Source organism: Kribbella sp. VKM Ac-2571, from assembly GCF_004362255.1.
In the GTDB taxonomy this organism is placed as follows: Bacteria; Actinomycetota; Actinomycetes; order Propionibacteriales; family Kribbellaceae; genus Kribbella; species Kribbella pratensis.
Genome location: NZ_SNWS01000018.1, coordinates 55,228 through 69,885, shown reverse-complemented (window position 1 = coordinate 69,885; position 14,658 = coordinate 55,228). Strand labels below are relative to the sequence as shown.

12 protein-coding genes are annotated in these 14,658 nt (G+C 68.1%); 7 read left to right on the top strand and 5 right to left on the bottom strand.

Annotation, left to right across the window (positions count from 1 at the left end; all coding sequences use genetic code 11):
- Positions 1-110: 110 nt before the first annotated feature.
- Both EV651_RS32365 and EV651_RS32360 read right to left on the bottom strand, forming a co-directional pair.
- A complete protein-coding gene (locus EV651_RS32365; protein ID WP_133789071.1) occupies positions 111-611 on the bottom strand; it encodes a GNAT family N-acetyltransferase in 501 nt (166 codons plus the stop codon).
- A gap of 145 nt (positions 612-756) precedes the next feature.
- Positions 757-1,089, bottom strand: a complete 333-nt coding sequence (locus EV651_RS32360; RefSeq protein ID WP_133789070.1) for a hypothetical protein — start codon at positions 1,087-1,089, stop codon at positions 757-759.
- Here EV651_RS32360 and EV651_RS32355 point away from each other — a divergent pair.
- Positions 1,088-1,510: a DUF4232 domain-containing protein gene (locus EV651_RS32355; RefSeq protein ID WP_133789069.1), complete on the top strand. Its 423-nt coding sequence runs from the start codon at positions 1,088-1,090 to the stop codon at positions 1,508-1,510. The two genes, EV651_RS32360 and EV651_RS32355, sit on opposite strands and share 2 nt — an antisense overlap.
- 3 nt (positions 1,511-1,513) lie before the next feature.
- Here the strand turns inward: EV651_RS32355 and EV651_RS32350 are convergent, their stop codons facing one another.
- The 3 genes from EV651_RS32350 to EV651_RS32340 form a co-directional block, all read right to left on the bottom strand.
- A complete protein-coding gene (locus EV651_RS32350) occupies positions 1,514-2,584 on the bottom strand; it encodes an SWIM zinc finger family protein (protein ID WP_238157325.1) in 1,071 nt (356 codons plus the stop codon).
- Positions 2,585-2,670: 86 nt separating this feature from the next.
- Positions 2,671-5,265 (bottom strand): DEAD/DEAH box helicase, encoded by a 2,595-nt coding sequence (locus EV651_RS32345; protein ID WP_238157324.1) that lies wholly within the window; start codon positions 5,263-5,265, stop codon positions 2,671-2,673.
- A gap of 283 nt (positions 5,266-5,548) precedes the next feature.
- The gene (locus EV651_RS32340; protein WP_202870615.1) at positions 5,549-7,429 is read right to left on the bottom strand and encodes an ABC transporter ATP-binding protein; all 1,881 of its coding nucleotides are present in this window, start codon (positions 7,427-7,429) and stop codon (positions 5,549-5,551) included.
- Positions 7,430-7,584: 155 nt separating this feature from the next.
- Between EV651_RS32340 and EV651_RS32335 the strand changes: the two genes are divergently transcribed.
- The 6 genes from EV651_RS32335 to EV651_RS32310 all read left to right on the top strand — a co-directional run bounded on the left by EV651_RS32335 (position 7,585) and on the right by EV651_RS32310 (position 14,253).
- Positions 7,585-8,355: a TetR/AcrR family transcriptional regulator gene (locus EV651_RS32335; protein ID WP_133789065.1), complete on the top strand. Its 771-nt coding sequence runs from the start codon at positions 7,585-7,587 to the stop codon at positions 8,353-8,355.
- A gap of 42 nt (positions 8,356-8,397) precedes the next feature.
- Positions 8,398-9,081: a TetR/AcrR family transcriptional regulator gene (locus EV651_RS32330; RefSeq protein ID WP_238157323.1), complete on the top strand. Its 684-nt coding sequence runs from the start codon at positions 8,398-8,400 to the stop codon at positions 9,079-9,081.
- Entirely contained in the window at positions 9,081-10,814 is a 1,734-nt protein-coding gene (locus tag EV651_RS32325; protein WP_133789064.1) for an ABC transporter ATP-binding protein, read from the top strand. The genes EV651_RS32330 and EV651_RS32325 overlap by 1 nt, the downstream gene beginning before the upstream one ends.
- The gene (locus EV651_RS32320) at positions 10,811-12,865 is read left to right on the top strand and encodes an ABC transporter ATP-binding protein (RefSeq protein ID WP_133789063.1); all 2,055 of its coding nucleotides are present in this window, start codon (positions 10,811-10,813) and stop codon (positions 12,863-12,865) included. Before EV651_RS32325 ends, EV651_RS32320 begins: the two co-directional genes overlap by 4 nt.
- 93 nt (positions 12,866-12,958) lie before the next feature.
- Positions 12,959-13,261, top strand: a complete 303-nt coding sequence (locus EV651_RS32315) for a hypothetical protein (RefSeq protein ID WP_133789062.1) — start codon at positions 12,959-12,961, stop codon at positions 13,259-13,261.
- A complete protein-coding gene (locus EV651_RS32310; protein WP_133789061.1) occupies positions 13,261-14,253 on the top strand; it encodes a nucleoside hydrolase in 993 nt (330 codons plus the stop codon). The genes EV651_RS32315 and EV651_RS32310 overlap by 1 nt, the downstream gene beginning before the upstream one ends.
- The last annotated feature ends 405 nt before the right edge of the window (positions 14,254-14,658 follow it).

Sequence of the window (14,658 nt, the reverse complement as noted above, 5' to 3'; positions counted from 1 at the left end):
GTAGCTCCTGAGTAGGCGGGTTCTTGTCGACTGTTTCATGTATACAAGGTGGGTGCGCAAGTGATTCGGCGAGTTTGAGTGAACCTTTTACCACCGCCCCGTGGCGGTCGTCAGCCGGTGACCGGGAAGGTGAGGTTTCCGGCGGGTACGGCGTGGTTGCCGAGGGCGAGCGCCATCAGGTGCGGGCCGTCGTACTGCGGATGATGGATACCGAACTCGGTCGCCTGCCGGAAACCGAACCGTGGGTAGTACTCCGCGTGGCCGAGGACGACCACCGCAGGCTCAGGGCGGTCACGCGCCGTCGCCAGAGCGGCTCGTACGACGGCTCCGCCGGCCCCTTGCCGCTGGTACGCCGGAAGCACGGCAACCGGACTGAGCGACAGGACCGGTACGTCGTCGACGTGACAACGGCTGAGGATCGCGTAGGCGATCGGCTCGTCGTCGGACGTGGTGGCGACGAACGAGAGCCCGGTAATCCAGGCGACCGGATTCGCGCGCAGTGCGTCCAGGAAGTCGACCTCGAACTGCCGGCCAAAGGCCTCATGGGTCAGGTTGCGGAGAGGGTCGATGTCGGACCGGGTCTCGACACGGGTGTTCCAGGTGATGGACAACGGAGGTCCCTTTCGAAGGTTCAGTGGATGAGTTGAATGACCGATGGCGCTGCCGGACGTGCCGCAGCGCGGACTGACGCGGTCATCAACTCACCTCCTCCTGCTCCGAAGTCGTGACCAACTTTAACCGAGCGTGAAGCGTCTATCACCTCGAATTCGTCAACTGAGCAAGGGGAGCTTCAGTGAATGTGAGCCGCAAGTGTGCTGGCAGTTGGAGAAGGTATGCCCTGGGGGCCGGCGCGGTCGCCGCACTCCTGACAATCGCCGCGTGCGGGTCGGCCAACGCGTCGGACGGGAGCAAGCCCTCGGACCAGCAGAGTGCCACGAGCTCGGCGAGTGCAACGACCTCGTCGACCGCGCCGGCCGCGTCGAATCCGGTGCAGTCGACGAAGCCGGCCGCATCGAGATCGACAGCGACATCGACCGCGACGCCGTCGAAGAAGCCCACCGGCGACTCCAGCGTCGACCTGTGCACCATGGCGGACCTGACCTTCACGGTCACGAACTACGACGCGCCGGGCGAAGAGGTCCGGCACCTCATGCTCGTGGCCACCAACAAGAGCGCCAAGAAGTGCGACGTACAGAACTATCCCGAGGTCACACTCGGCAACGCCAAGAGCTACGCCCCGGTCAAGGAGGGGACCAACCCCGACGAGGCGGTCACCCTCGCTCCCGGTGAGAAGGCCTACGCGGGTGTGCTCGCGACCGGCGGACAGATGGACACCTATCCCGTGAAGTTCATGACCGTCAGCCTCGGCAGCCCGGGCGGCGAGGCCGAGGCGGAGAAGCCGGTCAAGGTGAAGATGCCGGTGACCTCGTTCGAGGCCGACGACGGCCAGCGCGTCACGTACTGGGCGGGCACCGAGGGCCTCGCCATGCGTCCCGTCACCGAGTCCTGACTCTTACCACTCGACGACCAGCGGATCCCTGGACGGCGCACCGGCCGGGATCCAGACCTCGTCGACGAGCCGGTACGGATGCCAGCGCCCGTCCCGGTCGAGGCGAAGCTGCGTGTCCGCCCCCAGCGTCAACTGGTTCGCCGACGTGCTGATCGTCAGGTCGTCGTCCGCGGCGAGCAACTCCGTCCGCGCTCGGTTCAGCTCGGCCGGATCGGGCGTCCAGGTGTGCTCGAGTACGTCGAGACCGGGCGCGCCGCCGTACTGCCAGGCTTGGATGCCGGGGGCAAGGTTCCGTCCGGTCGACTCGGTCAGCGCCGGGACGAGTTGCGGGAAGTCCGTCGCGAGGCGGACGGCGTCCTGCCATTCGTCGAGAGGCCGCGGCTCGGCGGTGCCGCGGAGGAGCGCGTTGAGGATCGATCGGGCGCGGCGGGCGGCATCGAGCACGAGCAACTGGAGCACCTGCGGCCCGACGTCGCCGGGTGGCTCGATCCCCGCCACCGCGAGCTCGTCGAGGCCAACGCGTGCGGGGAGCTCCGGTGGCTCGGGCAGATCGCCGGGCGTGCCGGCCAGTACGTCGGTGACGGCCACGCCCACCTCGACGGGCTGAGCCGACGAGGCCTGCAGTTCGTCGAGCAGCGCTTCGCGGGTGCGGCCGCGGAGGAGCAGCAGCACGAACGGATCGGCGTCGAGGAGCCAGGCGACCTGGTAGCACAGGGCGGCTGCGTGCAGGCAGGGGAGTTCCCAGGCGTCGCACGTACAGCTCGGATCGAGATCGCCGATGCCCGGCAGCAGTGTGACGCCGGCGTCGGACGCTGCTTCGACCAGCTTGTGCGGCATCTCGCCGTCGAGCAACGCCGCGATGTGACCGGCGCGTGCGGCAACCTGCTCGTGGAACCGGCGCCAGTCGTCATCGCTCAGCTGGTCGACGTGAACCACGGCCTCGTACGTGTCCTCGGGCGAGTACACAGTCGCTGCGATCCGTCCGGGGCTGACAGTGATCGTGCCGACCTGTCCGGAGTTCGCGTACCGACGGCCCTTCTTGAGCTGACCGTTGTCCAGCGACGTGTCCTCCATTGCCTGCACCCAGGCCCTGGCCCACCACGACCTGCCACGGGTACTGCGGTGTTGGGCCGCGAAGGCAGGGAAGCCTTGTGCCTCGGTCATCGCGCACCTGCCCGCAGCTCGACCAGATCGGCCAGTTCGGCGTCGGAGAGCTCAGTCAGCGCCGCTTCACCGCCGGACAGCACGGCCTCGGCCAGCTCGCGTTTGGCGGCGAGCATTCCGGCGATCCGGTCCTCGATGGTGCCTTCGGCAATCAACCGGTGGACCTGCACCGGCCGGGTCTGCCCGATCCGGTACGCCCGGTCGGTCGCCTGGTCCTCGACCGCGGGATTCCACCAGCGGTCGAAGTGCACGACGTGATCCGCGCGGGTCAGGTTCAGCCCGGTCCCGGCGGCCTTCAACGACAGCAGGAACACGCGCACCTCGCCGGCCTGGAACCGGTCGACCATCTCCTCGCGCCGCGCGACCGGCGTGCCGCCGTGCAGCAGCTGGGTCGGGATGCCGCGGTCGGCGAGATGCCGTTCGAGCAGTCGCGCCATCGCGACGTACTGGGTGAAGACGAGCACGGCGCCGTCCTCGGCGACGATCGTCTCGAGCAGCTCGTCGAGCAGTTCGAGCTTGCCCGAGCGGCCGGTCAGCCGCGCGTCGCCGGGTTCCTTCAGGTACTGCGCGGGGTGGTTGCAGATCTGCTTCAACCCGGTCAGGAGCTTCACGATCAGCCCGCGCCGCGCCATCCGGTCGCTCGCCTGGACCTCCGCCATCAGCTCGCGGACCGTTGCCTCGTACAACACAACCTGCTCGCGGGTCAGCGACACCGCCTGGTCCGTCTCGGTCTTCGGCGGCAGCTCGGTCGCAATGCCCGGATCGGACTTCTTCCGGCGGAGCAGGAACGGTTTGACGAGTTTCGCGAGCCGCGCCGCGACCTCCTCGTCCTTGTCCGCCTCGATCGGCTGCGCCCACTGCGTCCGGAACGATCCGAGCCGCCCGAGCAGCCCGGGCGTCGTCCAGTCGAGGATCGCCCACAGCTCGGACAGGTTGTTCTCCACCGGCGTACCGGTCAGCGCGACCCGGGCCTTGGCCGGCACGGTCCGCAGCGCCTTCGCCGTACCCGACGACGGGTTCTTCACATGCTGCGCCTCGTCCGCCACCACGAGCGCCCACGGATGGTCGGCCAGCCGTACGGCGTCACGCCGCAGCGTCCCGTACGTCGTCAGCACGAAACCTTCCCGCGCGTCGTCGAGCGAACGGGACGTGCCGTGGAAGCGGCGTACCGGCGTGCCCGGAGCGAAGCGCTGCACCTCCCGCTCCCAGTTGCCGAGCAGGGAGGCGGGGCAGACGACCAGCGTCGGACCGGCGGTATCGGCGGACTGTTGACGGTGCAGATGCAGCGAGATGAGCGTGATCGTCTTGCCGAGGCCCATGTCGTCGGCGAGGCAGCCGCCGAGACCGAGCGACGTCATCCGGGACAGCCAGCGCAGGCCGCGCAGCTGGTAGTCGCGGAGGGTCGCCTGCAGTCCTGCCGGCGCTTCGATCGGCTCGTCGGCGCGGTCCGGGTCAGCGATCTTGGCGCGCAGTTCGTCGAGCCACTTGGTCGGAGTGACGGCGATCTGGCGGCCGTCGATCTCGGTGGTCCCGGTGAGGGCGGCGCCGAGGGCGTCGATCGCGGTGACGGGTTTGAGGATGCGTTCGCGGGCCTTGCGGGCGAGCTCGGGATCGATCAGCATCCACTGGTCCCGGAGCCGGACGACCGGGCGGGTCGCTTCCGCGAGCCGGTCGAGCTCGGCCTCGGTCAGCGGGTCGTCGCCGAGCGCCACCTGCCAGCTGAAATCGAGAGTGCGGTCGCCGCCGAAGAAGCCCGGGAGATCGCTGGGCGGCCCGTCGGCCGAGGTGATCGCGGCGCGTGCCGTGAGCTCCCGGCCGAGGCTGCGTGGCCAGTGCAGGTCCACGCCCGCTGCGGCGAGCCGCTGTGCGGAGCCGGCCAGCAGTTCGGCGACCTCTTCGTCTGCGAGGTCCATCCGGTCCGGTACGGCGGAGTCGAGCAGGCGGCCGAGTGGTTGCCAGACACGCGCCGCGCGGCGGATCGCCAGTGTGGCGTCGATCCGTGCTCGGGGTCCAAAGCCGGGAACGTCGTCGGACCAGACATCATCTGCGTCTCTGACGAGGGTGGGGTCCTTGAGGCTGTGCAGTTGGACCACGGCACTGAAGGCGAGTGAGTCGGCCAACTCGATGCGGAGCGAGATCCGTACGCCGGTGTCGAGTCCGGCCGAGACTTCGTCGGCCCAGGTCCGCAGACGCTCGGCGCGCTGGGGTGCGGTCGCGGTGAAGAGGTTGGTCTGGTGTGCCTTCGCTGCGGCGGGCGAGCGAGGCATGCCGTCGGCCACGGCATCCAGAAACTCCCGCAACAGCTCCTCGGCAACAGGAACCCGCACCTCACCACGGGAAGAGTTGGTGAGTGGGAGTGCCCGGGCAGAGGCTGGCATTGCTTCGGCGAGGGTGAGGAGGCGGGTGATGTCGTCCGGGTCGAGCGGGCCGACCCGCCAGGCGTCGTGACCTTCGGGGGTGACGCCGGGCAGGAGCTTGCCGCGGGCAACCAGTTGGAGGGCGACCAGGGAGGCGCCACCCCAGAAGGCCGCCGACGGATGCGCCCCGGGCGCCCGCCGCATCCGCCCGAGGATCGGAACGGCCTCCGCCACCGGCAACTCGACAGCGGGGACGGGGTGAAGCCGCACGCCTCCGCCAGACTGCGCCCCCACGTGGCCAACACCTGCTCCACTGGAGGAGTCGGCGTGGACCAGTTCTAGGTCGACCTGGCCGCCGACCCCGAGGGGGAGTGGACCGCCGTCCGGATCCCAGAACGCCACGCGACTTGCCCGTGGTGGATCAGCCGGCCGGAAAACCACCGCACACCCAGCCAGCTCCTGCCCCGTACCCACCAACCGACGACCCTCCCACTCGCTACGGACAACAACAACCAACTCAGACCGGAACCGCTTCGGCGCCTTCCGTACCTGGCTGCTCGAACTGGGTCCGGTGCAGTTCCTCGTACCGCCCGGCCGCCGCGAGGAGATCCGCGTGCGTGCCGCGTTCGACGATCCGCCCGTCCTCGATCACGAGGATCTGGTCCGCGGCCCGAATGGTCGACAACCGGTGCGCGATGACCACCGCCGTACGTCCGGAAAGCGCCTCGGTCAGCGCTGCCTGCACCGCGGCCTCGTTCGTCGAGTCCAGGGCCGCGGTCGCCTCGTCGAGGATGACCACCCGCGGCTGCGCGAGCAGCAACCGTGCGATCGTCAACCGCTGCCGCTCACCACCCGACAGCCGATACCCACGCTCACCCACGACCGTGTCCAGCTGATCAGGCAGCGACCGGATCAAATCACCCAGCCGAGCACGCTCCAGCGCGTCCCACAGATCATCCTCGGTAGCCTCGGGGCGCGCGAGCAGCAGGTTCTCCCGGATCGAGTCGTGGAACAGGTGCCCGTCCTGCGTGACCATGCCGAGCGTCTCCCGCAAGGACTCCGCGGACACATCCCGTACGTCGACCCCGGCGAGCTTCACGGAGCCCGAGTCCACGTCGTACAACCGTGGAATCAGCTGCGCGATCGTCGACTTCCCGGCACCCGACGAGCCGACCAGCGCGACCATCTGCCCGGGCTCGGCGCGGAACGAGACATCGTGCAGCACCTCGACGCCACCGCGCGTGTCCAGCTTCGCGACTTCTTCGAGCGACGCAAGCGACACCTTGTCCGCCGACGGGTACGCGAAGCTGACGCCGGAGAACTCCACCGCCACCGGACCTTCGGGCACGCGTCCGGCGTCCGGCTTGTCCTTGATCAGCGGCTCCAGGTCCAGCACCTCGAAGACCCGCTCGAAGCTCACCAGAGCGGTCATCACCTCGAGCCGCGCACTCGCGAGCGCCGTCAGCGGCGAGTACAGCCGGGTGAGCAGCAACGCCATCGAGACGACCGCGCCCGCGTCGAGCTGGTCACGCAACGCGTAGAACCCGCCCAGCCCGTAAACGACTGCCAGCGCGAGCGCGGACACCAGCGTGAGCGAGGTGACGAAGATCCACTGCACCATCGCGGTCCGCACACCGATGTCGCGCACGCGGCGTGCCCGGATCGCGAACTCGAGGGACTCGCGAGCCGGCCGCCCGAACAGCTTCACCAGCGTCGCACCGGGCGCCGAGAACCGCTCGGTCATCTGGGTGCTCATGGTCGCGTTGTAGTCCGCCGCTTCGCGCTGCAACCCGGCCAGCTTCCTCCCGATCCGGCGCGCGGGCACGACGAAGACCGGCAGGATGACCAGCGCGAGCAGGGTGATCTGCCACGACACGCCGAGCATCACGACCAGCGTCAGCACGAGCATCACCAAGTTGCTGACGACACCGGACAGGGTGTCGCTGAACGCCCGCTGCGCACCGATCACGTCGTTGTTCAGCCGGGAGACCAGCGCGCCCGTCCGCGTGCGGGTGAAGAACGCGATGGGCATCCGCTGGATGTGGTCGAACACGGCGGTCCGCAGGTCGAGGATCAATCCCTCGCCGATGCTCGCGGACAGCCAGCGGGTGAGCATGCTCAGCCCGGCCTCGGCGACCGCGATGGCCGCGATCAGCAGGGACAGTTGCAGCACGACGCTGAAGGCCTTGCCGCCGACGATCGCGTCGACCACTCGCCCTGCCAGCACCGGCGTGGCGACCGCGAGCACGGCACCGCCGATGCTCAGCGCCAGGAACGAGACCAGATACCGCCGGTGGGGCCGGGCGAAGGCAAGGATCCGTTGCAAGGTGGCTCGGGAGAAGGGTCTCTTCTCGTCCTGCGCGTGCATCGCGTGGTAGAGCGAGTTCCACGCGGTCATTTCCATACTCACGGCTGTGCTCCGCTGCATCGATCGGCTGGGACGGTCGATGATTCCGCACACCACCGACAAAACGTCACGCTAGAACCTCGACGGAACTTGAGGTCAACTGCGTACACTGTACGAAGAATAGCGGCTACGAAGGAAACGCGCACATGAATCAGGAGTTCAGCGGCAGCGGGGACCCGGCGAAGAGCCTCGAGCTGCTGTGGCGCCGCCGTCCCGCGCCGACCCGCGGGCCCAAGCCGGCGCTGACCGTCGACGGGATCGTCTCGGTCGCTCTGCGGGTCGCGGACGCCGAAGGACTGGCCGCGATGTCGATGCGCCGGGTCGCCGACGAGCTCGGCGTCGGCGCGATGACGCTGTACCGCTATTTCCCGGGCAAAGGCGAACTGCTCGACGTCATGCTCGACACCGTGTACGGCGAACTGCCGCGCCGCGTCGTACCGGGGGACTGGCGAGCAGCGCTCGACGAGGTCGCCCGGGAGAACCGGGAGCTGTACCTGCGGCACTCGTGGCTGCTCCACGTCGCGATCAACCGCCCGCCGCTCGGGCCGAACGTGATGGCGAAGTACGAGTGGGAGCTGACCGCGGTCGAGGGGATCGGACTCACCGATCTGGAGATGGATGCGACCGTCGCACTCGTCAACGGCTACGTCCACGGCGCCGTCCGTACGGCGGTCGAAGCGCGCCAGGTGATCCAGCGGTCCGGGATGACCGACAAGGAGTGGTGGCTGGCGCACGTACCGCACCTGGATCAGATCGGGGATCTGGAGAAGTTCCCGCTCTCGTCCCGGGTCGGGACCGCTGTCGGGAATGAGTTCGATGCTCCTTATGATGCCGAACACTCGTTCGAGTACGGTCTGGAAAGGCTTCTCGACGGCGTGTCTGCGCTGGTCGCGAACCGGACTGCGCCAGAAGGGTAAATGTAGTTGTGAGTGAGTACTCACTCAGTTACCTTTGACGACGTGAGCCCACGAGCGACCCCACTGCCCCCCGAGGAACGGCGCGCTGCCATCCTCGCGGCCGCGCTGCCGTTGCTGGAGGAATCCGGTCCGGAGGTCAGCACCAAGCAGATCGCCGAGGCGGCGGGTATCGCCGAGGGGACGATCTTCCGAGCTTTCGGCAGCAAGGACGCGCTGATCGAGGCCGCGATGGCGACGGTGTTCGACCCCTCGGACCTGATCCGGGCGCTCGAGCAGGTCGATCGCAGCTTGCCGCTGCGGGAGCGGACCGTCGCCGCTGTCGAGATCAGCCAGAAGCGGCTGCGCGGGGTGTTCAAACTGCTGTTCGCGCTGCGGATCCGCCGGCCGCCGGAGTTCAAGCACTCGACGCCGATGGACGAGGCCCGGCGCAAACATCAGAACGAGCTGGCCAACGCCGCGTTCGCCGACCTGCTGCGACCGGACGCCGACCAGCTCCGGGTGCCGCCGGAGGACGTGGTCCGGATGATCGGCATGGTCACCTTCTCGGCCACCCACCCAATGATTTCCGGCGGCCACGTGCTGACCGCCGAGGAGATCGTCGACTTCGCCTTCGACGGTCTGCTCAAGCACGACAGCTTGCACGACACCGGTCAGCCACCGGCCTCCGAGGACATCGTCGAGTTCGCGCTCGACGGTGCCCGCCATCACGACTCTGGGGATGATTGATGTTACTTCGCGTCTTGCGTACGCACCTGCGTCCGTACGCGGGAAACCTGCTCCTGGTGGTCGTCCTGCAGCTGGTCGGGACGATTGCCTCCCTCTACCTACCCAGCCTGAACGCCGACATCATCGACAACGGTGTGGCCAAGGGTGACACCGGCTACATCATGAACACCGGCGGCTGGATGCTCGCCGTCAGCCTGGTGCAGATCGCCTGCACGATCACCGCGGTGTACTTCGGTGCGAAGACGGCCGCCCTGTTCGGACGCGACGTCCGCGCCGCGGTGTTCCACCGGGTCGGCGAGTTCTCCGCCCGGGAGGTGAACCAGTTCGGTGCGCCGACGCTGATCTCCCGCAGTACGAACGACGTACAGCAGATCCAGATGCTTGTGGTGATGACCACGACGATGCTGGTCGCCGCGCCGATCACGATGGTCGGCGGCGTCATCATGGCGGTCCGCGAGGACGTCGGCCTGTCCTGGCTGGTCGCGGTCGCCGTACCGCTGCTGGCCGGCTGTGTCGGCTTCATCGCCAGCAGGATGGTGCCGCAGTTCCGGAAGATGCAGAAGAACATCGACGGTGTGAACCGGGTGCTGCGCGAGCAGATCGCCGGGATCCGGGTGGTCCGGGCGTTCGTCCGCGAACCGCACGAGGTCGAGCGGTTCGGCGAGGCCAACGCGAACCTGACCGACACCGCGATCCGGGCCGGCCGGCTGATGGCGCTGGTGTTCCCGACGGTGATGCTGATCCTGAACGTGTCCAGTGTCGCGGTGCTGTGGTTCGGCGCCTCCCGGATCGAGAACCAGACGATGGAGGTCGGCGCGCTGACCGCGTTCCTGAGCTACCTGATCCAGATCTTGTTCTCGGTGATGATGGGCGTGTTCGTGATGATCATGGTGCCGCGGGCCTCGGTCTGCGCGGACCGGATCTCCGAGGTGCTCGACACCGACTCGTCCGTGCGGCCGCCGGTCACGCCGATCCGCAGCTTCACCGGGCGCGGCCAACTGGTGTTCGAACACGCCTCCTTCAAGTACCCGGGTGCCGCCGAGCCGGTGCTGCAGGACATCAGCTTCGTCGCGTCGCCGGGCCAGACGACCGCGATCATCGGCAGCACCGGCGCGGGCAAGACCACCTTGTTGTCGCTCGTGCCGCGGTTGATCGACGCGACCGAGGGGCGCGTGCTCGTCGACGGTATCGACGTACGGGAGATCGCACCCGAGGCGCTGTGGGAGCGGATCGGACTGGTGCCGCAGCGTCCGTACCTGTTCTCCGGGACGGTCGCCAGCAACCTGCGGTACGGGAACCCGGACGCGACCGACGAGGAGCTCTGGGAAGCGCTGGAGATTGCTCAGGGCAAGGACTTCGTCGAGGCCATGCCGGAAGGGCTGAACGCGCCGATCGCGCAGGGCGGCACGAACGTGTCCGGCGGTCAGCGGCAGCGGCTCGCGATCGCGCGGGCGCTGGTCCGCAAGCCGGAGATCTTCCTGTTCGACGACTCGTTCTCGGCGCTCGACCTGGCGACGGACGCACGGTTGCGGGCGGCGTTGCGGCCGGTCACCCGGGAGGCGTGCGTGGTCGTCGTCGCCCAGCGGGTCTCGACGATCATCGACGCCGACCAGATCGTGGTGATCGAGGACGGTGCGATCGTCGGCAAGGGCCCCCATCAGGAGTTGCTCGACACATGTCCGACGTACGTCGAGATCGTCGAGTCCCAGCGTTCCGCGGAGGAGGCGGCATGACCGAGTCACAAGAGCCTGCCGCGGACGGCCAGGCGGAAACCAAGACCGTGAAGGCGACCGAGCGGCCGACCACCGGGCGCGCGTTCGGGCCTCCGGGAGGTATTCCGGGGGACAAGTCGATGAACTTCCTGCCCTCGGCGAAGCGGCTGCTGAAGCGGCTGCGTCCGCACCGGGTGCAGGTCTCGGGTGTCATCCTGCTCGCGATCTTCAGCGTCGGGCTGTCGGTGCTCGGCCCGAAGATCCTCGGTCGCGCGACCGACATCATCTTCTCCGGCGCGATCGGCAAGAGGTTCCCGCGCGGCGTGACCAAGGAGCAGATCATCGAGCAGACCCGCGCGTCCGGCAACGGCCGGCTGGCGGACCTGCTGCAGGGGATCGACCTGATCCCGGGAGTCGGCATCGACACCGATGCCCTGCGCAACGTTCTGCTGCTGGCACTGGCGTTGTACGCCGGCGCGTTCTTCCTGTCCTGGGCGCAGGGTTACATCCTGAACGGCGTCGTACAGCGGACCATTCTCGACCTGCGGTCCGAGGTCGAGGAGAAGCTGAACAAGCTGCCGTTGAGCTACTTCGACGGCGCGCCGCGCGGTGAGCTGCTCAGCCGGGTGACCAACGACATCGACAACATCTCGACCAGCCTGCAGCAGACACTGAGCCAGTTGCTCACCTCACTGCTGACGGTGATCGGGGTGATCACGATGATGTTCGTGATCTCGCCGCTGCTGGCGCTGATCGCGCTCGTCACGATCCCGATCTCGATGGTGCTGACCGCGGCAATCGCCAAGCGGTCGCAGGTACGGTTCGTCGCGCAATGGCGGCATACCGGCGCCTTGAACGGCCAGATCGAGGAGGCGTTCACCGGGCACGAGCTGGTGAAGGTGTTCGGCCGGCAGAAGGAGATCGAGGCGAGCTTCGCGGAGAAGAACGAGGAGCTGTACAAGGCCGCGTTCGGGGCGCAGTTCATCTCCGGTCTGATCATGCCGTTGATGATGTTCATCGGGAACGTGAACTACGTGGTGATCGCGGTCGTCGGCGGTCTGCGGGTCGCCTCCGGCACGATGTCGCTGGGTGACGTCCAGGCGTTCATCCAGTACTCGCGGCAGTTCACCCAGCCGCTGACCCAGGTGGCCTCGATGGCGAACCTGCTGCAGTCCGGCGTGGCGTCGGCGGAACGCGTGTTCGAGGTGCTGGACGCCAAGGAGCAGGTGCCGGACGAGGCGACACCGGCGAAGGTCACGGACTCGCGGGGCCGGGTCGAGTTCGAGCACGTGTCGTTCTCGTACAAGCCGGACGAGCCGCTGATCACCGACCTGAGCCTGGTCGCCGAACCCGGCCAGACGGTCGCGATCGTCGGACCGACCGGTGCCGGCAAGACCACGCTGGTCAACCTGATCATGCGGTTCTACGAGCTCAACGGCGGCCGGATCACCCTCGACGGCGTCGACATCACCGACCTGACCCGGCACGACCTGCGCTCGCGGATCGGCATGGTGCTGCAGGACACCTGGCTGTTCGGCGGCACGATCCGGGACAACCTCCTCTACGGCAACCTGAAGGCCACCGAGGAGGACATGCTGGCGGCAGCGAAGGCGACGTACGTCGATCGCTTCGTGCACAGCCTGCCGGACGGGTACGACACGGTCATCGACGAGGAAGGCAGCAACGTCAGCGCCGGTGAGAAGCAGTTGCTCACCATCGCCCGCGCGTTCCTCGCCGACCCGCAGTTGCTGATCCTCGACGAGGCGACCAGTTCGGTCGACACCCGCACGGAGGTCCTGGTGCAGCGCGCCATGGCCGCCCTGCGCTCCGACCGCACCAGCTTCGTCATCGCCCACCGCCTGTCCACCATCCGCGACGCGGATCTGATCCTGGTCATGGAGAACGGCGCCATCGTCGAGCAGGGCAACCACAGCGAGCTCCTGGCCGAGAACGGCGCCTACGCCCGCCTCTACAACGCCCAGTTCAGCGGCGCGGTCGTAGACATCGACGAAGAAGCAGCCGCCATCGCCGCCCCGGTAGCCGCCCCCGCCGGCCGCCCGATGGCCCGCTGATCGAAAGGACGGGGACGCACCGCAGCGTCCCCGTCCCGCACGGCCTGTGGATAACTTCCGCGGAGCTTGCGCCGACTGTGGCGTACTTGAGGCATGGCGACTGACGCAGGCTCGGTGCGGCGACGTGGCAACCGGTGCGCGCAGCTGACCGCATCGAGGCTGGGGCTCACCGATCCGGCCCACTTGGCCGCCCTGCAGGACGCCTACCTTGTCGCATACCAGTTCCCGGCACCGTTGATGGTGCGGGTGGCCGACGACATGCTGGCGGATCTTCGGGCGGATGTCGGGTCTCGTCGTACCGACCGGATCCTCGCCCTGGGCCGTGACGGGCACCACCTGGCGTTCGCGATGAGAAGAGAATGTTCTGAACTCGACTCGGGCAAGCGGAGGTTCTGATGGGCAGCGGGAAGGAAAGAGATCCGGAGGCGGACTGGATGGCCCTCGCAGGGACGACCGCGAGCTTTGAGGGGTTCGAGGACATGGCGGACGCGATGATCCGGGACGGGCCTCCGCCACGGGTCGGCGTGCCGGCGATTGCCACGGCGCCGATGATCATCGACACCGATCTGGGTGGGGATCCGGACGACACGGTGGCGTTGGTGGTGGCGGCCCGGCAGGTGCCCGAGTTGCGGTTGGTGGTGACCAGCGACGAGTACGGCGGTGAGCGGGCTCGGCTCGTGCGGTATCTGCTCGACCTTGTCGGACGGCCTGATGTACGGGTCGTTGCCGGGTCCGATCTGGGGAACAGCCGGATGTGGATCATGGATGGAGTCTGCCCGCCGGAGGTGCCGCGGCAGGACGACGACGTGGTCGCGGTGGTTGACGAGGTCTGCGCCGGGATCCAGGGGCGGATCCGATGGGTCGGCATGGGCCCGTTGTCGAATCTCGCTCGGCTGCAACGCGAGGAGCCGGTGCTGCTGCCGCGGTTTGCCGTCACCCAGATGGGCGGCGCCATCAGCTATCGCGACCCGTCGCGGGCCGAGCACAACTTCAGGGTGGATACCGCGGCAGCGATCCGGATGCTGCCCGAGCTCGGCCTCTGGAACCCGAGGTTCGTGGTGTCGGACGTGACGTTCAACCCCGCTATGGAGATCACCCGAGAGTCCGTGCTCTACCGACGCTGGGGCCGCCCGGACGCGCGACCGTGGGAGCGGGTACTGCGCGAGCACTTCGACCGGTGGATGGTGAAGTACCCGGGGTCGATGCAGCACGACGCGTTGACCCTGGCCGCCGCGCTGCTCTGGCCAGGGGTGCGATTCGTGCGGGAGCGGGTGGCGCTCGACGAGCTCGCCCGCATGAGCGTGTCTGCGGACGGAATCGAGATCAGCCGGTCGATCTCGGCGGACTACTCCGCCTTCATGGTCTGGCTGGAGAAGGCGCTGAGCTAGCGAGCAGTACGGCGCCTACGCCCGCCTCTACAACGCCCAGTTCAGCGGCGCAGTCGTAGACATCGACGAAGAAGCAGCCGCCATCGCCGCCCCGGTAGCCGCCCCCGCCGGCCGCCCGATGGCCCGCTGACCACCGATCGGCGGGGACGCAAGTGAGCGTCCCCGCCGATCAGCGACCGTGGCGGCGCCGGCGATGAACAAGCGCGGGCCCCGCAGAGGTCGGCGGCGATACCGAAGAGTCGGACGCGTTCTGATTGCCGATGCTGTTGATCGTCTTGAGGATCGAGTGCGCGACGGTAGATCTGCCGCATGACGCGGTCCGCGGCGTCGGCCGAACCGAGCATGAGGTGGCAGAACAGTCGCAGCTGTGCGTGAAGCTCGTCGCTGTGCTGGGTGATGTGTTCC